Genomic DNA, 21,832 nt, shown 5'->3' with positions numbered 1-21,832 from the left:
TTTATCCACACGCTTTTATTTGTGAAATATTCGAAACCTGAAATAAATGTCTGTAAAAAAATATTGGTTACCTCTATAATAAGAACAGTGTAAAGAAAGAGAAAAGAGGTTAGGAGAATGAATAAGGGTACAGTAAGACAGCCGTATCAAGCTGGCTTGATATATACGGCTAGTGCATATGTTATGTGGGGAGTGTTTCCACTATATTGGAAGCTAGTAGATAACGTTCCTGCAGACGAGATTTTAGCACACCGTGTGATTTGGTCGTTTTTATTTATGATACTATTGCTGTGCATAACGCGGCAGCTTGGTAATTTGAAAGAAACGGTTGGTTATTTATTTCGTCATCCGAAAAAAACGCTCATTTTATTTTCGGCGTCTTTATTAATTAGTCTTAATTGGTTTATTTATATTTGGGCTGTCAATAATGAAAGGATTATTGAAACCAGTCTAGGTTATTATATTAATCCTCTTGTGAGCGTTCTGTTAGGTATTGTTGTTTTAAAAGAAAAGCTGAATTTTTGGCAAATTATCTCAGTTGGTCTAGCTGCAATCGGTGTGCTGTTTTTAACACTTCATTATGGAGAGTTTCCTTGGGTATCGTTAGGGCTTGCGTTTAGCTTCGGTATATATGGACTTGTGAAAAAGACCATTCAGCTAGAAGCTAAAGTTGGTTTGACTCTAGAAACGTTTATGGTTATGCCAATTGCACTTGTGTATTTTGTTATACTATATGTAAAAGGGCATTCTAGCTTTGTATTGAGTAACCCGACAACTAGCTTATTGCTAATTGGAGGAGGGGTTGCAACAGCAATGCCGCTTTTATATTTTGCAAAAGGCGCCCCTTTAATCCCGTTATCTATGGTTGGATTCTTACAGTATATTGCACCGACGATGACCTTACTTTTAGGTGTTTTTGTTTATCATGAACCATTCTCTAGCGTTCATATGATTGCCTTTTTATTTATTTGGGGCGGATCGGTTATCTTTGCGCTAGCAAAAACAAAGTTTATGATAACTCATCAGCCAAAGATTCGAAAGAGCCGTTCAGTAGGCTTGTAATAGAGAGTTCAACATCTATATGTTAGATGTTGAACTCTTTTTATGAGGAAAATGAAAGGAGACGGTGGTATTAGGAATGCACACCACCGTATGTATATTATAGCTTGCGTTGGAAGTGAGCGTTTAACTGCCCGCGCAGCATTTGATTTTTTACTTCTTTCATTTTTCTTTCTTCATCTTTTTTTGCTAGCTCAGTTCGAATTTCGCTTGTTTGTACCCCTTCTTCAATACGATCTGCAATTTCCATTAACCGTTCTACGTCTGAAAAGGAATACTTTCGAATTCCTGTATTCGTACGCTCTGGAAACAATAAGCTGCGTTTTTCGTAATAGCGAATCTGTCTTTCAGATAGTCCTGTCAATTCTTTCACGATGCCAATTGACATAACCTTTTTGTCACGATAAGATGCTTCATTTGTGGACAATCTCCCTCACCCCTGAGTGTATGATAATTATGTTATATCCTTTATTATAAAGGAAAAAAATACAAAAAAGTTATAACATGTTATATATTCTAACACAATTATGTAATGTTTTTTAGATAAATGTAAGGAAAAATAACAAAGATAATGAAATTAGGAAATAATTCTTATAAAATAGAGCTGAGAAAGCTAATAAGAAAGGAATAAAAAGATGAGCGATAATGAAATGATAAAGAAACAAGTTCTAAAGCTTGCTACGGAAATTATTGAATTGGATGTAAAAAGAGATGAAAAGTTTGAAGAGTTAACCGTTTTAGCAGGTAACCATGCTTACGAAATTCTAAGAAGAGTCCAAAATGGATAGTAAGGGATGAACAATCCCTATACAATAAAAAAACTCCCGCTGCAGCGGGAGTTTTATATTTATCCTTGATCTAAAACTATAAGCTCTTTTTTTAACTGTTCATGACGAAGATTTTCTCCAATAATAACAAGGTTAGTTGGCATTTTCATCAGCTCTTTCATATATAAAGGCATTCCGTATGAGTATTGAAATGAATACGTATCAGGAGAATGTGTGAAACGTAGATACCCTTTCATTCGATAAATCGTATCTGGTGTATGGCGCAGCCAATCTTCAAATTTTTCAAGGTCAATCGGGTTTTTGAATTCGTAAACAAATGTTTTTAAGTGTAAATGTTTTTCAACATGAGCTTGCTGATGTGCTTGTTTCTTTGAAAGCTGAGCGTTTGTTAAAAGGTTCAATTGAATAGACGAATAACTTGTAAATAAGCAAGTTGCTTGTGGATTAATCGATTGAATTTCATACAATAGTGTTGCTTTAGCTGATTCAGATAATGTATCAGATTTGTTTAATAAAATGACATCCGCATGTCGAATTTGTTCTTGGAGTAGCTTTTGTAATTGAATACTTAAGCTACCTCTGTCTTGCCACCTGTGAACATCTACTGTTGTTACGATACACTTTACAGTAACATCGTTAGCGAAGAGTGGGGACATACATGCATCTAATACTTCGATTGGATGTGCTACACCTGTTGTTTCAATATAAATAGCATCTAGCTTGTTTTCTTGTAAAAGCGAATGGAGCTGTGTTTCAAACTGCCCTTGAATGGTGCAGCAAACGCATCCGTTTAGTAATTCTTTAAGAGGCGTATCTTTTTCTACTTCATCGGAGTCGATAGAGATTTTGCCAAGTTCATTCATAATAACGGCGATTTGACGGCCGTTTTCTTTTTCTTGCTTTAATGCATTTTTTAACAATGATGTTTTCCCGCTTCCTAAAAAGCCGGATAAGATATAAATTTCAGTTTTGTTTGTCATTTTTCTAACTCCTGTATAAAATCGAAATGATTATGATTTATGATTATATACCATACACTATGTCTGCATTTTTGTATATATCTATCTAGGTAATAGATTAAAAGCATACTTACTCTACTACATAAATGGTATCACAAATGAAAATAAATTGGAAAAAGCGAAAAGATAAAATGAATATTCTCAATTTTAAAACGTTATTATGCTAAAATGGAATAATAGATAGCAATTGTATAGAGGGAAAGGGAGATGCTTTATGCGCATTTTAGTATTAGGAGCTGGCGGAGTAGGTGGCTATTTCGGTGGGCGTCTTGCTGAAAAAGGAGAAGATGTTACATTTTTAGTTCGAAGTCAAAGAAAAAAACAGCTTAAAAAAAATGGATTAGTCATTAAAAGCATTCATGGTGATTATTCATTTTCTCCCAAGTTAATTACAACCACTAGTGAGGGAGTGGAGCCCTTTGACTGCGTTTTATTTTCGACAAAAGCATATCATCTGGATCAAGCGATAGCTGATGTAAAGCCCTTTATAGGAAGTGGTACGACGGTTGTCCCACTTCTAAATGGGATTAATCATCTGTCGGCGTTGCGAAGTGCTTTTGGCGAGAATAATGTAATAGGCGGTCTTTGTTTTATTGAAACGACATTGAACGCAGACGGAGAGATTGTTCAAACAAGTCCTGCACATCGAGTCGTTTATGGAGAGTTTAATGGTGAAAAAACAAATCGAATTGAACGCTTAGAAGCTGCGTTTCGTCATACAAAAACGTCATTTGTACTCAGTGATCGAATTGAACAAGAGATGTGGCATAAGTATCTATTCATTACAACACTTTCTGGAGTTACTACCTTAATGCGTTCCCCAATTGGACCTATTCGTGATGTAGAAGGAGGTAGAGTGTTTATTCAGTCCCTTCTTCAAGAAGTATATGAAATCATGGTCAGAGAAGGTGCTCCGGTTACAGAGGGAATTGTACAGCAGCATATGAAAACAATGGAGTCGATGACGTATGGTATGCAATCATCTATGCAGCGAGATATTGAAAAGGGATATATGACTGAAGCGGATCATCTTCAAGGATACCTCCTGCGGTTAGCGCAAAAATATGATGTGAAATCAGACATTTTACATATTGTCTATCAACATTTAAAGATATATGAGAAAGTTCAAAAAGGGACTGATAGTCAGTGAGTTTAACAATTGATTTTGCAAAATTAGATGTCATAAAGTCTCTTGTGCCAGTACAACAGGTACAAAGTTTATCCTCAAAAAAAGGTCTATACTTTCTCTTTGATGAAGAAAAGGAACTTGTCTATATTGGTAGTACAATGAATTCATTAAAACAAAGGGTATTTGCACATCTGAAAAACGGTGATTTTCAAGAAAACCACCCTATTGCGTTTATCGGCTGGTTGGAAATAGAAGGTTCAAGAGAAACGATTGAAGCTCTTAAAACGATGCTAATTAATGCATATTTCCCCATCTATAATCAATATGGAATTAAGTATAAGCATGAGCGTCCTCTAAGAGCTGAGCATACTAATTGTCAGGTAGAGGTAAAGAAAGCTACAAAGCCTCCTACATCTAAAGTTAAAAAAGTTGGTGGAAACAAGCGTTTTACTTCGGCTAGTGTGAGAGAAATGGCAAATGGAGATGAAGCGAAGAGGTTATGGTCTCGCAGTGAAGCACGAGCGATACTCCATTTATCCGATGCTGAGATTATTACTTTGAGTGAAAGGTTGTTGGCAGAACAATATTTCTTTCAACGTGATATGAAAAAGAATCTTATATTTACGCTAAAAGATTTGGTTGTCATGCAGGTTTTATTAAATATTACTCAGCACCATGTGGTGAAGAAAAGAGAAATGAAAGAGGCTATTCGCTTAGTGCAAAAATTTGGATTAGTTGAAGCGCTTAGAATTTCTGAGCGGTTAATTACGAAAGTAAATATGTAGACGACAAAACCAAGCTGTATGTTAATACGGCTTGGTTTTAATGCCTAAGCAATTTCATCGATAACCCGTGGAAGGGCAATGATAGAAAGTATACATAAAGAGCTAACTACGTGATGCATTTCAAAGATAGCGATAATGAAAAACATAATGGACATGTATAGCTGCAATCCTTTTAATATCCAGGATCTTTGTGCAAGAAAGAAGTCACTTAACACGAATAAGAAAAAGATAAGCGAACTGCATACTATGATGACCGTGCTTGACATCGTATGGTTATAAGCACTAATAAGTAATAGTGTAATAAGTAATACAACGGCCGTTGTTTTTAACAATTTTATCATCATTTTCACCTTCAATACAAAGTGATCTGTGTTTTTATTTTATAGCATAGTCAATAAATCGGAAAGTCAAACACCATAAGTATAACAACAATTTAACATCTTTATAATGTATTTACAAAAGTTGTCTCCTAAAACTAGCTCTAAGGCTGTTAAATTGACGATTAACGGTCATAATGCTATAGTATGTTTTCAAAAAATCAAGCTAATACAGCAATGTGGAACGTTGTTAAACCAGTAAAAAGGACGTGTTTGTTTGAGCGAAAAACTATTATTAATTGACGGCTTTAATTTGCTGAGCCGCTGTTACTTTGCTACATCATATGGGCGGGAAGAAGCTGATTTGCCTCGCAATAGCAAAGGGTTATTTACAAATGCGGTGCGTGTAGTTGTTCAAAAAATGAATAACTTAATTAAGCAATATGAGCCGACGCATGTCGTTGTTGCATGGGATGTAAAGCGTAACGAGACAAAACGCAAACAAGCATATAGTTTCTATAAAGAAACGAGAAATGAGTTACCAGCATCATTAATTCAACAGTATGAGACACTGCGTGCTTTCTTTGAAGCTGTAGGAATTCCTCAGCTCTCAGTTGAACTCTATGAAGCAGATGATGTTATTGGTGCGTTTTCTTTAAAATGGACAAAAGAAAAACAATCCCCAGCGTACATTTACAGCAATGATCGCGATTTGTTTCAGCTGTTAAATGAACATGTATCGCAAATTGTGGCCAAGCCGAAAATAGGTGATGTTGTGTATACAGCTATGGACTTTACAACTGACTATGGCATATCGCCTTCTCAGTGGGTGGATGTAAAAGCTTTGTTAGGCGATAAATCAGATAATATTCCAGGTGTTCCTGGGGTAGGTGAGAAAGCTGCATTACCTCTTATACAACAATATGGTTCAATTGAAGGAATTTATGCACAGGTTGAAGATTTAGACGCAACTTTTAATCGATATAAGAAAAAACTAAAGAGTGGTCAAGAGTTAGCTGAATTGAGCTTAGAGCTTGTAAAGATTGATATGGATATTGAAGTGGTTAATCAAATTGAGTGGATTACAGTAAAATTTGAGCGAAACTTAGCACTTTGGGAAGAAGAATTAACTCCGCTAGAACTAAACATTATGCTTCAAACGTAATTTTTAGTAAAATACAAAAGAGGAAAGCTTGAAAGGAGTAAAAACGTTGCAACCAATTGATAAAGAGAGCGTACAAACAAAATTAGAAACTTTTTTTCATAATGATATATATGTTCACCTTGAAACAACAAATGGAGCATATGCATCTCATGTAAATGCAAAAGCAATGAACGTAGGAGCATTTATCCGCAATGGGAAAGTGAACGTATCAGGCGGCAAAATTACAGGCGAAGGACCATATCGCGTAGGGCTTCAAATTGATTTAGGTTGGATTTATGCTGAAGGCTTAACAGACTGGGAAGTTGACGAGCATAACAGATTACTGTTAGCAGGCCACGATTCCGATGGTCGTCTAGCCGTTGCGTTTCAATTAAGTGAAAAACCGTTTGAGTAAGAAAGGAGAATTATTGTGCAAGAGCGATTATTAATTGTATTTCCACACCCCGACGATGAAGCATTTGGAGCAGCTGGAGTGATTACTTTAGCAAGGCAAAAAGAAACACCGGTTACATATGCTTGCATTACGCTAGGTGAAATGGGAAGAAACATGGGGAGACCATTGTTTGCTAACCGAGAAACGCTTCCTAAGATTCGGAAAAAAGAACTTCAAGATTTAGCTGAAGTTTTGGATATTCAAGACTTACGTATGATGGGTTTGCGTGATAAAACATTAGAGTTTTTAGATATTGAAGAGTTTGCTGATCGTATTGAATCCATTATTCAAGAAGTAAAACCAACTCATATCATTACTCACTATCCAGGATTTGCGGTTCACCCTGACCATAATGCAACTGGAGCAGCTACCCTTCATGCAGTAAAAAGAATGCCAAAAGAAGAGCGACCAATCGTCTGGTGCCATGCATTCTCACATGATCGCATCGAGCATATTGGTCACCCTGACGTTGTGATCGATGTATCGAGTGTAAAAGACAAGAAGATTGAAGCATTAAAGGCACACCGTTCACAAACGGAAGCGATGTTTGACGGCGTGGAGGTTGATGCTTTATTATCTAACCCGCAGCTTGAAAGAATGCTTCTTCGAGAAGAATTCTGGACGTATAAATGGGACGACTAAGATGAAAAATCAAAAAGTATTATTTATTGGAGCAGGTCGAATGGCAGAAGCTATTGCAGCTGGTTTAATCCATACGAATGCTTTTATAAATGAACGCATCGTCATGACAAACCAACGCGATAGAAAACGATTAGAAGAGCTACAAGAAAAATATGTTGTCAGTGTGACCCAAGACTGGGAAGCAGAAGTCGAAAGTGCTACAACTATTGTTTTAGCAATGCCACCTGAAGTGCATGATGAAGTTCTTAAAAAACTCTCTAGGCTTGTAACCAATCAGTTTGTCATTACAGTTGCAGCGGGAATTGGCCCTAGCTATTTGGAAGAAAGGCTGCCAGCTCATACAGCGGTGGCATGGATCATGCCAAATACAGCAGCTACAATTGGTGAGTCAATATCGTTGTATGCAGTTGGCAACTCGCTGGACGAAAGTCATAAAAAAGCGCTAGCAGTTATTTTAAATAGTATAGGCTCCTCTCAGCTTTGTACGGAAGATGAAGTGAAGTACCTTACGGCTATCACTGGGAGTGCGCCTGCGTTTGTCGCTTATTTCTCAGAAGCATTAATTGACTCAGCTATGAGCTACGGAGTTTCTGAAGAAATTGCGCAAAAGCTTGTTTTGCAGATGATGTCAGGTTCTGCTAATTTAATTAAACATGTAGCAAACCCATCAGCTGTAAGGCAGCAGGTAACTACGCCTGGAGGTGCGACAGCAGAAGGATTAAAAGTGATGGAGCAACACCGCTTTAAAGAAATGATTCAACAAGCTGTGAAGGCTACTAATGCAAAGGCGAATGGAAGCATCTAATGGTATTAAAAGAGAACGTCTAATACGACGTTCTTTTTTTGCGAAGAATTAATCAATAAATCGCTTCTTCATATCTGGTGTTGGAATCATGCACTCGTTCTGTTTTCCAAACCATTTATAGCGGTTTTTAGCAATGATTTTATAAAAAAAGTTGCGAAGTGGTGTTGGAACGATAATAAAAACATAAGCAAATTTCCAAGGTGATTTTAGGTGCTTAGCAATTTTTAAAGCTGCGGTGGATTCAGTGTAAAGCTTCTTTCCCTCTAAATAAATGACGCTATCAAGTTGATTGCTTGATAAGTTAAACTCGCTTAATAAATGAGCAGCCCCTTCTGATTGCAGAGATGCAAACGAAAATAAAGCATGGTGATCGTTCTTTATAATGAATTGAACACTGTGGTTGCAAAGGTTGCACACACCATCAAATAAAATAATCTTCCTCACGTCTAAAAAACCTCCTGCTTAGGTAACATTTAACCTACTTATACTTGTGTTTTAGCAAAAAGAAAGGTACGTTTAAAAGATGTAGGTAAAGTGATCCAAAAAGGTACGTTATTACGATTATATAATAGGACTCAGATGAGTTAAAGGAGAAAGGTATGAAAGAACAAAATGATGTTATTTTATACAACCGAATAAAGCAAAAAGATCAAGCTGCTCTTGAATTGTTATACGACAAGTATGAACGGATTTTATACTCTTTTGTGTATCGATTAACAAGCCAGGCTGATTTAGCTGAAGAAGTTGTACAGGAAGTATTTATTAAGATATGGAGAGGAAATGGTGTTTATCATGAAGAAAAAGGGAAATTTTCTTCGTGGCTCTTTACAATTGCTCGAAACACAGCGATTGATTTAATTCGAAAGCGAAAATCAGATCCTATTTTTTCAGATGAAGTGTTTGATTATGTAGAGGATAAACAGGCAAAACCAGATGAGGAAGTAGAGTGGCAAGAGGAAAAGCTTCGCGTGCAAGAAGCAGTTTCTCAGCTTTCTGAAGAACAAAAGCAAATCATTAACGCCGTTTATTTCAGAGGGTTAACACAACAAAAAATAGCAGAAGAACACGAAATCCCTTTGGGGACAGTTAAAGGTAGGGTGCGGCTAGCATTGAAGAAATTAAAGACTTATTTGAGTAATGACTTGGAAAGGAGAGCTGATTCATGAGCATGTGTGACAAGTTAATTGATTTCTATAACGACAATTTAACACTTGGTGAAAAGAAAAGCTTCCAGTCACACCTTCAAACATGTTCAAGCTGTCAAGAAGAGCTCCAAGAACTTGAAGAAGTACTTGGTGACTTAACGTTTTTAGCAGCAGAGCAAGCGCCTCCTCCAGGTATGAAAGAACGCGTATTAGCAAATGTATTTCATGAAGAAGGACAATCGAGTGAGTTATCACATCATAAAGAAGGGATTAAGCAGGAGAAGAAGCTAAGAGCGACTAGCAGATGGATGCCGTTATTAGCAGCGGCCTTACTTTTCTCATTAGTCGGAAATGGTTATCTACTGTTAAAGTTAGGCAGTGAGCATGAGGTAAGTGAGGGTCCAAAACTATCCCAGCCTGCGACTTCTATTCAAACAGTTACTTTACAGCCCGCAAATCCTAAAGAAGGAAACGCAAACGCTTCTATTGTAGAAGACAATGGAAAAGTGAACGTGGTCATTCAAGCAAGCGGTCTTCAACAGCTTCAAAAAGATGAAGTCTATCAAGTGTGGCTTATTAAAGGTGACAAGCCTGTTCCTGCAGGTGCGTTTGTAGCTGATGAAAATGGGAACGGAACAGTGATTTATCAAATGACAGAAGAGCAGCGGAAACAACAGTGGGATACGATGGCAATTACTCTGGAGCCTAATGCTAACAATGAATTGCCACAAGGTGATATTGTGCTTAGCTCTGTATTATAATTATAAAAAAAGGTTTCATCGAATTTTGATGAAACCTTTTTTTATTAAAATAGTATGTTTGCTACGATAACAGCAATTGGAAGCGTAATAAGCGTGCGAAGAATGAAGATGATTACAAGATCCAAGAATTTGATTGGAATTTTTGAACCTAAGAGTAATCCACCAACTTCTGACATATAAATGAGCTGTGTGACAGAAACACAAGCAATAACAAAACGAGTCAATTCACTCTCAATACTCGATCCAATGACGGCGGGCAGGAACATGTCAGCAAATCCAACAACCATTGTTTGAGCAGCCTCTGCTGCTTCTGGTACTTGTAAGAGTGCAAGCAATGGTTCAAATGGTAAGCCAATCCATTTAAATACTGGCGTGTATTCTGCGATGATTAGTGCAGTTGTACCAATTGCCATTACGACAGGTACAACGCCCATCCACATATCAAGGATGTTTTGGATTCCGTCTTTAAAGAACGCTTTAACTCCTGTATTATTTTCTGCTCGATTCAACGCTTTTTTCATTCCCCACGAAAAGGACGTATGCTCTTTTGGAATAGTTTCGTCTGCCACGGTATGGTCTTTTGCATTTTCATGATACGTATCAGGTTTTCTTGATAACGGCGGGATACGCGGCATAATAATAGCTGAAACCAATCCAATAAGCAACACGGTTAAGTAATATGGGATAATATATGCTTCTAACTTTAAATAAGAAAGAATAACAATTGTAAACGTAATGGATACAACTGAAAATGTTGTACCAATTACCGCAGCTTCACGCTTTGTATAATAACCTTCTTCATACTGTTTACTTGTCAATAGTACACCAATTGTTCCATCACCTAACCATGATGCAAGACAGTCAATAGATGAACGTCCTGGTAACGTAAAAATTGGACGCATAAACTTTGTAAACAGAGCACCACATAGCTCTAGTAAACCGAAATTTAGCAGAAGAGGTAGTAAAAGGCCAGCAAATAAAAATACAGAGAATAATACGGGAATTAAATCATATAAAAGCGTCCCACCTGTGTTTTCTGACCAAACAGCCTCAGGTCCAATCTTAAAATAAGTTAAGATAACATATACAGCACCAACAAAGCGTGTAATAGTCCACACCCAACTAACAAGGAAAAGAGAGGATAGGAAAGAGCTGTTCTTTATAAAAGCCGGCTTGGTTAATTTAAATAAGATTGTAAAAGCTGCTGTTGCAACAACGATGATTGTCATGATTAATGGAAGCTGACTCTCAAGCATCGTTTGTACAGCATTTGCCAAAATAGCAATAGGAATAGTTAGTTCTCCCTTATAAGAAAACGGAACAATAAATAAGAAAATCCCTAGCAGAGAAGGGAGTAAGAATATCAATAAAGTTGATAAAGCAAACTTTTTTTCAGTAAGGGGTTGTTTCAATACTTTCACCTCATTATGCACATACATAGTTATTCAAAAGAAGTATGCTCAAATTTTGTATAAATTAGAGCAAGGTCTGGCTGTGTTTAAATGCATAAATCTATAAAATGATTGTATGTTTAAAACAGCAACGTTATAAAAATAACACACTTTATAGGAGAGTAAAAGTTATTAATTTAATTTAAATTTTCGGAATAAAAAGCATTTTTTAAAGCTAACTGTATGGGAGTGAAATACAAATAAGCAGCTTTGTTACGGCTGCTTATTCTTCATTAAATTCAATTGCAATCTGTTGGTTTACTTCTTGCTTTAAGAGTTTGATTTCTAACAATCCATTGCGGTACTTAGCTTTAATTTCATTTTCTACAAATTGAAAAGGAAGCTTAATCGTGCGCATGAATACTCCTGTATGCCGTTCATTAATCTTTAAATGCGGTTTTGCAACTTCATAGGAATAGGGAAGCTGTCCCTGAATGGTAAGGGTGTTGAGTTCTACTTTAATTTCTACATCTTTAGCTGATTGAAGACCAGGAAGCTCAGCCACAATAATTCCTTCTTTTTCAGTCTCATAAAGATCAATTGCTGGGAATTTTTTAGGTAGAAGTGTGGTAAAGTCGTTCCAAAAGTGGGTTCCTAACATCTCTTCAACTTTGTCATGCAGAGAACTCCAATCTAAATCATCAAAGTGTTTTGACATAATAGCTCCCTCCTCATTAACCATAATTGATTATTTATAAAACGCTGTGGGTTTGTTTTATATATATGAAGGAGACGCTCTTTTTTTGACACGATTTTTTAATAGGTGTTCGTTCGTGGTAGTTATTAAGTAATAAAGTAAGATAGTTGAAGAAATCACCTTCTATGGTATATATTATAAAATAAAGAACATAGGTTCTTGTTTTGACGAAATAACAAAGTTTTAACTGGGATTAAATATTTAGACTTATGTTATTAAAAGCAGGATTATGAGAGTGTAAGAAAGTATAATTATTATATAGTGATTCTCAAGCAAACTTGAAGTGGAGGTATACGTATGAGAGAAAAACGAACGTCTAGTGGATTTCTATTAAAGCAGCGTGCTTTTTTAAAGTTATATATGATTACAATGACCGAGCAAGAGCGCTTATATGGACTCAGGCTTTTAGACGTCCTGCGTGACGAATTTCGACCGTTTGGTTTTAAACCCAATCATTCGGAAGTATATAAAGCTTTACATGATTTAATTGAAGATGGTGTATTAAAACAAGTCAAAAAGAAAAAAGAAGGAATGAAGCTGCAGGAAGTAGTATATTACAAGTTTGCAGCCGGTGGAGAGGAAAAAGCAAAACTATATAAAAAGCAGCTAAAAGTGGAACTAGAAAGATGTGAGGCAATGATTCAAAAAGCCATTCGGGATAACTTTAGCGTTGTTTCAAGAGGTATTCAATCGTGAATACCTCTTTTTAACTGAAAAAAAGTTATTTGTAAAGAGGGAATTTCGTCCAATTTCTACTAGTAAAAGTTATATTATGGGTCAATAGTAGTGAAAAAGATGGGTTTATAGGTATAAATTGGTTTAAATACACACTTTTAACATATATGGATAGATTATTTTTTAAAGACTATGTACTATTCATAAATAAAGATTGAATTGATATGATACAAGTTGTACATAAATTTAAAAACGAAAATGCCACGTTTTGAGAATCAAAATCCACGTATGAGGACCAAATAAGAGCATTTTAGAACTAAGGATGTACAAGATTTTATTGCATGAAGTGCATGATTTACATCGTACGAAAGGAATGGAGATTATGAAGTCTACAGGTATTGTAAGAAAAGTAGATGAATTGGGTCGCGTTGTAATTCCAATCGAATTGCGACGAATTCTAAACATTAATACAGGTGATCCAGTCGAAATATACGTAGATGAAGACATTATTATTCTACAGAAATACAGTCCATACGGTGCTTGTGCCGTAACTGGTGAAATTGCGAGTGATAACCTTACGTTTGCTAATGGGAATGTCGTGCTAAGTAAAAAGGGAGCGGAACGACTTCTAAACGAGCTTCAACGTACTTTAAACAAATAAAAAAGAACGTCATTTGACGTTCTTTTTTATTATGCAGTTTTTGAAGCTTGGCCTGATAAGATAAATCGTTTTTGAATCGTTTTAAGGCGATAACTTAATCCAATTGCACCTACTGCCAAACCGCTAATCAGTCCAATCCAATATCCAAAAGCTGCAAGCCCCGTATAGTTTGCCAATATATATCCTAGCGGTAAACCAATTACCCAATATGAAACCAGTGCCATAAAGAAGGTAATATTCACGTCTTTATATCCTCTAAGAGCCCCCTGAATCGGTGCTTGAATTGCATCGGACAATTGAAAAAAGACCGCATAAACTAAGAAATGAGTTGTTAAGGCTAATACTTTAGGATCTGTTGTATATAAAGCAGCTACACTTTCTTTGAAGAAAAATAAAAAGACTGCCCCTAAAAGAGCTAAGCAAACGGCAAGTAAAATACCGATACGACTGTACATCTTTGCATCTTCAAACCGCTTAGCACCTGCTTCAAACCCTACAACAATTGTTAAAGCCATTGAAATGCTGAGCGGAATCATATACAGAAACGATGCAAAGTTTATTGCTGCTTGGTGAGAAGCAATTGTCACCGTGTCATATGTGCTCATAAATAATGTAACGGCTGAGAAGATACTTGTTTCAAAAAAGATAGCAAAGCCAATTGGAATGCCAATCCCAAGTATTTCTTTAAACGAAGAAAAAGCTGGTTTATAAACTGTGCGAAACACCTGAAATGACTGAAAAGGATCTTTTCTTGTGATGATCCAAATTGCCACAGCCAAAATGCACCAATAAGTAATAGCCGTAGCATATCCAGCTCCAACGCCCCCAAGCTTAGGAAAACCGAGTTTCCCAAAAATCAACAGGTAATTTAACGTAACGTTAATAGGCAAGCCAAGAAGGGTAATAAACATCGATGTTCTTGTTTGGCCGAGTGCATCAATAAAGTTACGTAACACGGTATAAATAAATAGTGGGAAAATACCAATTGATAATGCAACTAAGTAATCTAGTGCAATCTGAGCCACGTCTGGGTCTAGGTTCATAGCGTTTAGAATGGGAGTTACGATAAAGAATCCAATGACAATAACAATAAAGGCCATGATGATTGAAACGTATAACCCTTGAATAACTGTAAACGCAACATTTTTCTTCTTATCAGCCCCAATTAGCTGAGCTACAATAGGAGTCACGGACATCAAAATACCGCTTAGTCCAGTGAATACAGGCATCCAGAGGCTTGATCCAATAGCAACTCCGGCTAAATCATCTGCCCCAACACGACCTGACATCATCGTATCAAAGAAGCTCATTGAAAACATTCCAAACTGCGTCATTAAAATAGGTAATAAAATAAATAAAAATTGCTTGGTCTTTTCCGTTTTAGAAAATGTTTGATTCATGTTTGTACTCCTATCCGTCAAGTTCACACGAGAAAAATTATACCACGATGAGGCTTGTTTTTGCGAAAGAATAGTTAATATATTACTATTAAATAAAAACAGGGAGGCGTTAACATGGATTTAAAGCTACAAGGTAAAAAGGTGCTTATAACAGGTGGGACGAAAGGGATTGGCCAAGCAATAGCCTTACTTTTTGCAGAAGAAGGAGCTGATGTTGCAGTTGCAGCTCGAAGTGAAAAGGACTTAGAACGATTAAGTGCGAGGTTTCCTAACATTCATACATATAAAATAGATGTAACGAACGAAGACGAGCGTATTCAATTGATGGAAAATGTCGTAAAGGACTTTCAAGGCATCGATATTCTAATTAACAATGCAGGAGGAAGCAATGGAGGAAAAACGCTAGAAACAGATTTATCATTATTTTATGAGGCGATGGAGCTTAATTATTTTTCTGCTGTTCATTTAAGCAAGCTTGCAGCAGAATACATGAAAAAGCAAAAAGCAGGCTCTATTGTAAACATTACTTCTATTTTTGGCCGAGAAAGTGGAGGGAAGGTAACATATAACAACGCAAAATCTGCTTTAATTAGCTTTACTAAGTCATTTGCAGATGAAGTGATTTCTTATGGTATTCGTGTTAACAGTATTGCGCCTGGGAGCATTCTGCACGAAACAGGTAATTGGAAAAAGCGATTAGAAGAAAACCCTGAAAAGATTAACCAGTTTGTACAAGATCAAATTCCAGCAGGTCGTTTTGGAACTGTAGAAGAAGTAGCTAACGCTGTCGTTTTTCTAGCATCTGAAAAAGCTTCGTGGGTTGTTGGCGCAAGCTTAAATGTGGATGGTGGGCAATCAAAAATGAATTTTTAATAGTAAAAGCTCGCATTCCAGCTTTGTAATCTGAGCGGGATGCGAGCTGTCTATTATTAACCGATATGCTTTTTATTAATAGAAGGTAGCTGAAAATCTTCATTAATTGCATCAGCAGTTAGTTGGCCCGATAGAGTAACCATCGGAACGCCACCGCCAGGGTGAGTAGAGCCACCAACAAAGTATAAGTTTGAAAGGATTTGACTACGCGCAGGGATTTTAAAGCCACCATTCTTTTTACGATCAGTTGCTACTCCGTAAATAGAGCCTCCGTTTGCACCGTATAGCTGCTGGAGAGTGTTTGGCGTAAATCTTTCTTCAAATTCAATGCTATTGCGCAAGCCGTTAAGACCCATTGCTTCAAGTTTCGTAAGAACAACATCTCTGTATTGCTCTTCAATGGCGTTCCAGTCTTCACCTTCTTTTAGTGGAGGAACGTGTGTTAGAATGAATAAGTTTTCCTTTCCGTCAGGTGCTTGTGTTGGATCAGATTTAGATGAAACACCAATGTAAATAGTTGGATCGGAAGCAATTTCACCTTCATTAAAAATAGTATCAAATTCTTGCTTTTGATCTTTTGAGAAAAAGAAGTTATGGTGAGCAAGCTGCTCGTATTTTTTGTTAACCCCTAATAACAAAACTAATCCTGAGACAGTTGGTTCATACTTAGCAAGCTGTTCTGTATGTTGCTTTGCTTGTGGGTGATTTTTCAGTAATGTTTTATAAGTTGGTATTACTTCTAAGTTAGAAACAACTAAATCTGCAGCTAAGCTTTCTCCGTTTTTCAAAACGACACCTGATGCTTTTGAACCTTCAGTTGTAATTCTCTCAACTGGCGTATTTAGCTTGATTTCTACGCCTAATTCATCTAATAGTTTACCAATTCCTTCAGCAATCTTATACATCCCGCCTTGAACATAATAAATGCCAAGGCCTAGCTGTACATGAGCCAACTGCGTTAAGACAGCAGGTGCATGATAAGGAGAAGAGCCGATGTACATAATTAAAAAATTAAAGAGCTGGCGTAAGTGTTTGCTTGAGAAATATTTACGCGTAGTTGCATCCATCGATTTCATCGGATCCATCTGCAGCAACTCTTTGACAGTATGCATAGAACGTAAGTCGTTTAGGCCCGTTAAGCTTTTTTTATAAAAACTTTTCAAGTTTGATTCATACATTTTATGTGCATAGGATAGGTAGTCAAAAAAGCCGTTTACATCTTCTGGTGCACACTTTTGAATTTCTGTAATCATTTTTGGTAAATCGCTTGTTAAGTCGATTTGAGTTCCATCCGTAAAAAATGTGCGCCATTGAGGTTCTACACGCTTGATACTCATGTAGTCATGCACGTTTTTCCCTGCACTTTCAAAAAGTTGTTCTAACACCCAAGGCATTGTAAGGATAGAGGGACCCGTATCAAATGAGAAGCCTTTCCCACTACGCATGTTTAACTTCCCGCCGATACGCTCTCCTTGTTCTAAAACGGTTACCTTATAGCCGTCAGAAGCAAGACGAACTGCTGCTGATAGACCACCTAAGCCTGATCCAACGATAATTACTTTTTTATTCACTATAATTCCTCCTTATAAACTAACGAGTAGTTGGTAAGCATAATAATAAAAATTACCATGCATATTTTTAGAAAAAGAGTTTTTCATAACTGTTTGTTTTGCCTAATTTTTGTAAAAATATACATTCATAAGGAGAAAAATAATGTCATTTATAGTGGTCATGCTACTTCTTACTTCACTCTTAATTACTCGCATTCCAACGTTTCACCATGTGCGCTTTCAAAAGCCGTCTTCTATAGAAACAAGGAAAGTTTCCGTTATTATTCCAGCTCGTAATGAAGAGCATAATATCAAAAAGCTTTTAAGCACGCTTAATGATAACCGTTCCAACTTGTATGAGATTATTGTTGTTGATGATGGATCTACAGACCAGACTGCTCATATAGCTGCAGAGATGGGAGCAACTGTTTTGAAGCCAAAAAAGCTACCAAAAGGATGGTTAGGAAAATCTTGGGCATGCTGGAATGGTGCAAAAAAGGCAAATGGCTCTATCTTATTGTTTTTAGACGCGGATACGTGGGTAGAAAAAGGTGGAATTAAACGAATTCATGATGTGTTTGAATTGAAGAAAGGTTTTTTATCTATCCATCCGTATCATGGCGTTAAGAAGCCTTATGAATCATTATCTGCCTTTTTTCATTATATTGTTTTTGCTTCGGTAGGGGGCTTTCACCTATTTAATCAAAATGGAACAGCATCAGGTGGATTTGGTCAGTGTTTGGTTTGTGAAAAAAGCGAGTATTTTCGCTATGGGGGTCACCAAGCAATTTGCGGAGAGGTAGTTGAAAATATGGCTTTTGCTAACTACGTTCGTGAACAGCAAGGGGAAGTTTACTGCATGGGTGGTAGAGGTGCAGTCAGCATGAGAATGTACCCTAACGGAATTAGTGAACTCATAAAAGGATGGAGCAAAAGTTTTGTATCGGGAGCTGGAAAAACAGAACCGATTTATTTGTTTCTTGTAAGTTTATGGCTTACCGGTATGATTCACTATGTGTTTTCTCTGCCGCTTCTTATACAACAATACCCGATATTGGCTGGAACTAGCTATGTATTAATGGGAATTATGTTATTCAGTAAACTGCGGCATATCGGAGCGTTTTCTTATGTAACGAGTTTTCTTTTTCCTATTCACCTCTTCTTTTTTTTAATCGTGTTTGCATGTTCACTGTTACAAACAACAGTGCTGAGAAAAGTTACGTGGAAAGGGAGAAAGATTCAAGTTGATCATGCAAAAAAGAGGTTTTTTAAATGATGAACGTTAGCCCTGTCTTTATTACATGTATAAACATTAGCGCATGGCTTTTTTTTCATATGGCTGCCTCCTACGTTTGTGGAATCATTCCCATAACATTTTTTGAGAAAGATTACCTCATCTTTAAACGAATGAAGTGGGAGACAGATGATAAATACAAAAAGGTTTGGATTCATAAGTGGAAAATTCTTTTACCGGATGCAGGTAAGGTAATGAAGCAGGGTTTCTATAAAAAAACTTGGGAGTCTCGTTCTGCTGAGTATACGGTTCGGTTTTTAATGGAAACAAAAAGGGCAGAGCTTACTCACTGGATGAGCATCTGTCCAGCATTTCTCTTCTTTCTTTGGAATTCACCTTCTGTAGGTTGGGTGATGGTATGTTATGCTTGCGTTGTTAATATACCATTCATTATTATTCAACGTTATAACCGTATTCGTATTGCACGCATTTCGCAGCGTCTTCTTACTTCAGAATAAAAGTAGTACGTGTCGACTTTTTATTATTGATATTCATATGTATAAAGGAATAGCTAAGAAAAAATTTTTATTGTTTTATTTGCATTTTATGTGGGTAAAGAAGACGGAAACAATATCACTTGGTCTCTCTTCTTTATCAACTTTTCTTTGAGATCAATTACGAGGCAGTATAGTGAATTAGCGTTAGAATAATTAGTAATGTAATTGCGATAGAGAGTTTTTTCTTTAAAGAAAAAAAAGGAAGGGCCTAAGAAATACAATTCATTGTGTTCAACGTATCGTCGCCGTGTTAAATCGGCAAACTTAACATAATAGTAGTAAAATGCTTAATCAAAAAATAAATTAAGCAAAGGAATAAATTTATTTTTAAGTAGATGTTTGTACAGGCTGGGCATATAAATAGAAAAAGCAATGAACTAGTTATTTTTTCTTGTTTTCAATAAAATATACAACAAGAGTGTTGACAATTTTTTATAAAGAGTTAAAATGTGAAAGAACAGTTTAGCTCTCTTACAGTTTTTGTAAGGGAGATTTCTTTTTACGAATTTAGACTAACATTCATCCAGGTTTACGTCTAAAATAAATGAGCTCAAATTTCGAATAGATATAGAGGTGGGAATATGAAACAGCTCATGACAAACGGAAAAAACATTTTTGTTAAGCAATTGCCGCTGTTTTTAGTTGCGGTGTTGTTATTTTGGATTAAAACTTATGCCGTTTACCAAATTGAATTTAATTTAAGTCTTGAGAATTTTATCCAAAAGTTTTTACTATTTATGAACCCACTCGGTTCAGCAATTATCTTTTTTGCTTTTGCCTTACTATTTAAAGGGAGAGGAAAGGTACGAGCATTATTAGGTATTAACTTCTTATTATCATTTATTTTGTATGCAAACGTTGTGTATTATCGATTCTTTAATGATTTCATTACAGTACCTGTTTTGACTCAATCGAATAACTTTGGTCAATTAGGTGGAAGTGCAATGGCTTTAATTCAGCCAACAGATATTCTGTATTTCATTGACTTCTTTGTTTTAATTGCACTTGTAATGTGGAAGAAGTTTGATTTACCTACAACAATTAGTAAACGTACTGTAACAAGCGTATTTTTAGTCGGAGTTCTAGTTGTAAGTGCAAATATTGCTATTGCAGAAACAGATCGTCCACAGCTTTTAACACGTACGTTTGACCGTAACTATTTAGTTAAATATTTAGGTGCATATAACTATACAGTTTATGACATTATTCAAAGCTCGAAATCGTCAGCGCAAAGAGCTCTAGCTGACAGCAGTGACGTAACAGAGGTTGAAAACTATGCAAAGGCAACTTATGCTGAGCCAAATGAAAAATACTTTGGTAAAGCTAAAGATATGAACGTAATTTATATCTCACTTGAATCATTACAAACATTTATGATGGGATATGAATTAAACGGTGAAGAAGTTACGCCGTTTATGAACTCACTTAGAAATGATAAAAACACGCTTTATTTTGATAACGTGTTCCATCAAACAGGTCAAGGTAAAACATCGGATGCGGAGTTTATGGTAGAAAACTCAATATTCCCATTACCTCAAGGTTCTGTTTTTACAACAAAAGCAAATAACACGTACCAAGCTGGATCAGCCATTTTAGGCCAAAACGGCTATACAAATGCAGTATTCCATGGTAATGGTAAGACATTCTGGAACCGTGATGAAATGTACAAGTCATTTGGTGTCGATAAATTCTTCGACTCAGCATATTACGATATGAATGAGGAAGATACGCTAAACTATGGTTTAGAAGATAAGCCATTCTTTAAAGGTTCTATGCCTTATCTAAAAGAATTAAAACAGCCATTTAGCGCAAAGTTTATTACGCTATCTAACCATTTCCCTTATCCATTAGATGAGGAAGATCAAACAATTGAGCCGCATACTACAGGCGATAAATCAGTTGACCAATACTTCCAAACGTCTCGCTATTTGGATGAGGCATTAAAGCAGTTCTTTGATGATTTAAAAGCTTCTGGTCTATACGATAACACGATGGTTGTTATGTATGGTGACCACTATGGTATTTCTGAAAATCATAAGCGAGCAATGTCTGAAGTACTTGGAAAAGATGTAGGTGACTTTGAACAAGCGCAATTACAGCGTGTACCACTGTTTATTCATGCTCCTGGTTTAGAAGGTGGCGTGAAGCATACGTATGGTGGTCAAGTTGATATTCGCCCAACAGTTATGCATCTACTAGGTATTGATACGAAAGACTATATTGACTTTGGTACAGACTTGCTTTCAAAAGATCATCAGGAAATTGTTCCGTTCAGAAACGGTGACTTTGTAACACCTGAGATTACAAAAGTAGACCAAAAAGTATTCAATAATGAAACTGGTGAGCAATTGCCAGAAGAAGAAGCAAAAAAATATGATAAATACGATGAACTGGTAAAACAAAAGCTTGAGTTGTCCGATAAGCTTGTGTACGGTGACTTATTACGTTTCCATACTCCAGAAGGCTTTAAACCAGTAGATCGTTCTCAGTACGATTACAATAAGCGTGACTAAGAAGAAAGCGAAGGCAAAACATGCCTTCGCTTTTTTATATGAATTGAAACTTATTTACGTTTCGTTCGTATATAACGTATAAAGGTAATTTATTTTAGAACTGGAAGTTAAATGGTATAATATTCTTACCTTACTAAATGAAATAAAACGATGTTAAACATAAATAGAGAACA

At 36.3% G+C, this 21,832-nt stretch carries 24 protein-coding genes; 16 read left to right on the top strand and 8 right to left on the bottom strand.

All coding sequences use genetic code 11. The features are described 5' to 3' along the window. The first annotated feature begins 117 nt into the window (after window positions 1-117). Window positions 118-1,062, top strand: coding sequence for an EamA family transporter RarD (gene rarD / locus EPL02_RS01995; RefSeq protein WP_094909754.1), 945 nt, complete (start codon window positions 118-120; stop codon window positions 1,060-1,062). A gap of 97 nt (window positions 1,063-1,159) precedes the next feature. Here rarD and EPL02_RS01990 read toward each other — a convergent pair whose 3' ends face one another. After that, window positions 1,160-1,486 carry a MerR family transcriptional regulator gene (locus EPL02_RS01990; RefSeq protein WP_025907707.1) on the bottom strand — a complete coding sequence of 109 codons (327 nt, stop codon included), beginning with the start codon at window positions 1,484-1,486 and terminating at the stop codon, window positions 1,160-1,162. Between the two features lie 223 nt (window positions 1,487-1,709). On the opposite strand from EPL02_RS01990, the gene EPL02_RS20740 reads away from it, so the two are divergent. Beyond that, window positions 1,710-1,847 (top strand): hypothetical protein, encoded by a 138-nt coding sequence (locus tag EPL02_RS20740; protein WP_247600375.1) that lies wholly within the window; start codon window positions 1,710-1,712, stop codon window positions 1,845-1,847. A gap of 59 nt (window positions 1,848-1,906) precedes the next feature. Here EPL02_RS20740 and EPL02_RS01985 read toward each other — a convergent pair whose 3' ends face one another. Further along, on the bottom strand, window positions 1,907-2,827 hold the full coding sequence (locus tag EPL02_RS01985) for a CobW family GTP-binding protein (protein WP_131886884.1): 921 nt from the start codon (window positions 2,825-2,827) through the stop codon (window positions 1,907-1,909). A 253-nt stretch (window positions 2,828-3,080) separates the two neighbouring features. On the opposite strand from EPL02_RS01985, the gene panE reads away from it, so the two are divergent. Further along, the gene (panE, locus tag EPL02_RS01980) at window positions 3,081-4,016 is read left to right on the top strand and encodes a 2-dehydropantoate 2-reductase (protein WP_131886883.1); all 936 of its coding nucleotides are present in this window, start codon (window positions 3,081-3,083) and stop codon (window positions 4,014-4,016) included. Then, a complete protein-coding gene (locus tag EPL02_RS01975; RefSeq protein WP_094909757.1) occupies window positions 4,013-4,780 on the top strand; it encodes a GIY-YIG nuclease family protein in 768 nt (255 codons plus the stop codon). The genes panE and EPL02_RS01975 overlap by 4 nt, the downstream gene beginning before the upstream one ends. 44 nt (window positions 4,781-4,824) lie before the next feature. On the opposite strand, the gene EPL02_RS01970 is transcribed toward EPL02_RS01975, so the two are convergent. Then, complete coding sequence (locus EPL02_RS01970; RefSeq protein WP_247600307.1) at window positions 4,825-5,121, bottom strand: hypothetical protein; 297 nt, start codon at window positions 5,119-5,121, stop codon at window positions 4,825-4,827. Window positions 5,122-5,374: 253 nt separating this feature from the next. Here EPL02_RS01970 and EPL02_RS01965 point away from each other — a divergent pair, with 253 nt between their 5' ends. The 4 genes from EPL02_RS01965 to proC are packed head-to-tail and all read left to right on the top strand — an operon-like array spanning window position 5,375 to window position 8,142. Then, a complete protein-coding gene (locus tag EPL02_RS01965; RefSeq protein WP_131886882.1) occupies window positions 5,375-6,262 on the top strand; it encodes a 5'-3' exonuclease in 888 nt (295 codons plus the stop codon). 46 nt (window positions 6,263-6,308) lie between these two features. Further along, on the top strand, window positions 6,309-6,656 hold the full coding sequence (locus EPL02_RS01960; RefSeq protein ID WP_094910152.1) for a YojF family protein: 348 nt from the start codon (window positions 6,309-6,311) through the stop codon (window positions 6,654-6,656). Window positions 6,657-6,671: 15 nt separating this feature from the next. Next, a complete protein-coding gene (bshB2, locus tag EPL02_RS01955; protein WP_094909760.1) occupies window positions 6,672-7,337 on the top strand; it encodes a bacillithiol biosynthesis deacetylase BshB2 in 666 nt (221 codons plus the stop codon). Between the two features lies 1 nt (window position 7,338). Then, window positions 7,339-8,142: a pyrroline-5-carboxylate reductase gene (proC, locus tag EPL02_RS01950; RefSeq protein ID WP_094909761.1), complete on the top strand. Its 804-nt coding sequence runs from the start codon at window positions 7,339-7,341 to the stop codon at window positions 8,140-8,142. Between the two features lie 48 nt (window positions 8,143-8,190). On the opposite strand, the gene EPL02_RS01945 is transcribed toward proC, so the two are convergent. Continuing rightward, on the bottom strand, window positions 8,191-8,586 hold the full coding sequence (locus EPL02_RS01945) for a thiol-disulfide oxidoreductase DCC family protein (protein WP_131886881.1): 396 nt from the start codon (window positions 8,584-8,586) through the stop codon (window positions 8,191-8,193). 155 nt (window positions 8,587-8,741) lie between these two features. Between EPL02_RS01945 and EPL02_RS01940 the strand changes: the two genes are divergently transcribed. Continuing rightward, complete coding sequence (locus EPL02_RS01940) at window positions 8,742-9,308, top strand: RNA polymerase sigma factor (RefSeq protein ID WP_094909763.1); 567 nt, start codon at window positions 8,742-8,744, stop codon at window positions 9,306-9,308. Then, window positions 9,305-10,048 carry an anti-sigma factor gene (locus EPL02_RS01935; protein ID WP_094909764.1) on the top strand — a complete coding sequence of 248 codons (744 nt, stop codon included), beginning with the start codon at window positions 9,305-9,307 and terminating at the stop codon, window positions 10,046-10,048. The genes EPL02_RS01940 and EPL02_RS01935 overlap by 4 nt, the downstream gene beginning before the upstream one ends. 44 nt (window positions 10,049-10,092) lie before the next feature. Here the strand turns inward: EPL02_RS01935 and EPL02_RS01930 are convergent, their stop codons facing one another. After that, complete coding sequence (locus EPL02_RS01930) at window positions 10,093-11,469, bottom strand: YjiH family protein (RefSeq protein WP_397428355.1); 1,377 nt, start codon at window positions 11,467-11,469, stop codon at window positions 10,093-10,095. Between the two features lie 253 nt (window positions 11,470-11,722). Continuing rightward, a complete protein-coding gene (locus tag EPL02_RS01925) occupies window positions 11,723-12,157 on the bottom strand; it encodes an Hsp20/alpha crystallin family protein (protein ID WP_094909766.1) in 435 nt (144 codons plus the stop codon). A 336-nt stretch (window positions 12,158-12,493) separates the two neighbouring features. On the opposite strand from EPL02_RS01925, the gene EPL02_RS01920 reads away from it, so the two are divergent. Together EPL02_RS01920 and EPL02_RS01915 are read left to right on the top strand one after the other, a co-directional pair. Beyond that, entirely contained in the window at window positions 12,494-12,892 is a 399-nt protein-coding gene (locus EPL02_RS01920) for a replication termination protein (protein WP_094909767.1), read from the top strand. 361 nt (window positions 12,893-13,253) lie between these two features. Next, complete coding sequence (locus tag EPL02_RS01915; protein ID WP_165932513.1) at window positions 13,254-13,532, top strand: AbrB/MazE/SpoVT family DNA-binding domain-containing protein; 279 nt, start codon at window positions 13,254-13,256, stop codon at window positions 13,530-13,532. A 29-nt stretch (window positions 13,533-13,561) separates the two neighbouring features. On the opposite strand, the gene EPL02_RS01910 is transcribed toward EPL02_RS01915, so the two are convergent. After that, complete coding sequence (locus EPL02_RS01910) at window positions 13,562-14,932, bottom strand: MATE family efflux transporter (protein ID WP_094909769.1); 1,371 nt, start codon at window positions 14,930-14,932, stop codon at window positions 13,562-13,564. Window positions 14,933-15,046: 114 nt separating this feature from the next. Here EPL02_RS01910 and EPL02_RS01905 point away from each other — a divergent pair, with 114 nt between their 5' ends. Further along, window positions 15,047-15,805 carry an SDR family NAD(P)-dependent oxidoreductase gene (locus EPL02_RS01905; protein WP_094909770.1) on the top strand — a complete coding sequence of 253 codons (759 nt, stop codon included), beginning with the start codon at window positions 15,047-15,049 and terminating at the stop codon, window positions 15,803-15,805. Window positions 15,806-15,861: 56 nt separating this feature from the next. On the opposite strand, the gene EPL02_RS01900 is transcribed toward EPL02_RS01905, so the two are convergent. Next, window positions 15,862-17,376: a phytoene desaturase family protein gene (locus EPL02_RS01900; RefSeq protein WP_094909771.1), complete on the bottom strand. Its 1,515-nt coding sequence runs from the start codon at window positions 17,374-17,376 to the stop codon at window positions 15,862-15,864. Between the two features lie 142 nt (window positions 17,377-17,518). Between EPL02_RS01900 and EPL02_RS01895 the strand changes: the two genes are divergently transcribed. The 3 genes from EPL02_RS01895 (at window position 17,519) to ltaS (ending at window position 21,659) form a co-directional block, all read left to right on the top strand. Then, window positions 17,519-18,631 (top strand): glycosyltransferase family 2 protein, encoded by a 1,113-nt coding sequence (locus EPL02_RS01895; protein WP_131886879.1) that lies wholly within the window; start codon window positions 17,519-17,521, stop codon window positions 18,629-18,631. Beyond that, window positions 18,628-19,107 carry a glycosyl-4,4'-diaponeurosporenoate acyltransferase CrtO family protein gene (locus tag EPL02_RS01890; RefSeq protein ID WP_094909772.1) on the top strand — a complete coding sequence of 160 codons (480 nt, stop codon included), beginning with the start codon at window positions 18,628-18,630 and terminating at the stop codon, window positions 19,105-19,107. Before EPL02_RS01895 ends, EPL02_RS01890 begins: the two co-directional genes overlap by 4 nt. Window positions 19,108-19,727: 620 nt before the next feature. Then, complete coding sequence (gene ltaS / locus EPL02_RS01885; protein ID WP_094909773.1) at window positions 19,728-21,659, top strand: lipoteichoic acid synthase; 1,932 nt, start codon at window positions 19,728-19,730, stop codon at window positions 21,657-21,659. The last annotated feature ends 173 nt before the right edge of the window (window positions 21,660-21,832 follow it).

The sequence above is a fragment of the Bacillus sp. CBEL-1 genome (genome assembly GCF_004348885.1).
Classification (GTDB): Bacteria; Bacillota; Bacilli; order Bacillales; family Bacillaceae_H; genus Priestia; species Priestia aryabhattai_A.
The sequence above is the reverse complement of the archived record's forward strand: the minus strand, read 5'-3'. Positions and strand labels throughout refer to the sequence as shown.

Bases quoted from the DNA above. Each gene is read 5' to 3' on its own strand.
- EPL02_RS01970 (WP_247600307.1), bottom strand. From the start codon at position 5,121: ATGATAAAATTGTTAAAAACAACGGCCGTTGTATTACTTATTACACTA.
- rarD (WP_094909754.1), top strand. From the start codon at position 118: ATGAATAAGGGTACAGTAAGACAGCCGTATCAAGCTGGCTTGATATAT.
- proC (WP_094909761.1), top strand. From the start codon at position 7,339: ATGAAAAATCAAAAAGTATTATTTATTGGAGCAGGTCGAATGGCAGAA.
- EPL02_RS01925 (WP_094909766.1), bottom strand. From the start codon at position 12,157: ATGTCAAAACACTTTGATGATTTAGATTGGAGTTCTCTGCATGACAAA.
- EPL02_RS20740 (WP_247600375.1), top strand. From the start codon at position 1,710: ATGATAAAGAAACAAGTTCTAAAGCTTGCTACGGAAATTATTGAATTG.
- EPL02_RS01895 (WP_131886879.1), top strand. From the start codon at position 17,519: ATGTCATTTATAGTGGTCATGCTACTTCTTACTTCACTCTTAATTACT.
- EPL02_RS01940 (WP_094909763.1), top strand. From the start codon at position 8,742: ATGAAAGAACAAAATGATGTTATTTTATACAACCGAATAAAGCAAAAA.
- EPL02_RS01935 (WP_094909764.1), top strand. From the start codon at position 9,305: ATGAGCATGTGTGACAAGTTAATTGATTTCTATAACGACAATTTAACA.
- EPL02_RS01915 (WP_165932513.1), top strand. From the start codon at position 13,254: ATGAAGTCTACAGGTATTGTAAGAAAAGTAGATGAATTGGGTCGCGTT.
- EPL02_RS01910 (WP_094909769.1), bottom strand. From the start codon at position 14,932: ATGAATCAAACATTTTCTAAAACGGAAAAGACCAAGCAATTTTTATTT.
- EPL02_RS01920 (WP_094909767.1), top strand. From the start codon at position 12,494: ATGAGAGAAAAACGAACGTCTAGTGGATTTCTATTAAAGCAGCGTGCT.
- EPL02_RS01890 (WP_094909772.1), top strand. From the start codon at position 18,628: ATGATGAACGTTAGCCCTGTCTTTATTACATGTATAAACATTAGCGCA.
- panE (WP_131886883.1), top strand. From the start codon at position 3,081: ATGCGCATTTTAGTATTAGGAGCTGGCGGAGTAGGTGGCTATTTCGGT.
- EPL02_RS01905 (WP_094909770.1), top strand. From the start codon at position 15,047: ATGGATTTAAAGCTACAAGGTAAAAAGGTGCTTATAACAGGTGGGACG.
- EPL02_RS01985 (WP_131886884.1), bottom strand. From the start codon at position 2,827: ATGACAAACAAAACTGAAATTTATATCTTATCCGGCTTTTTAGGAAGC.
- ltaS (WP_094909773.1), top strand. From the start codon at position 19,728: ATGAAACAGCTCATGACAAACGGAAAAAACATTTTTGTTAAGCAATTG.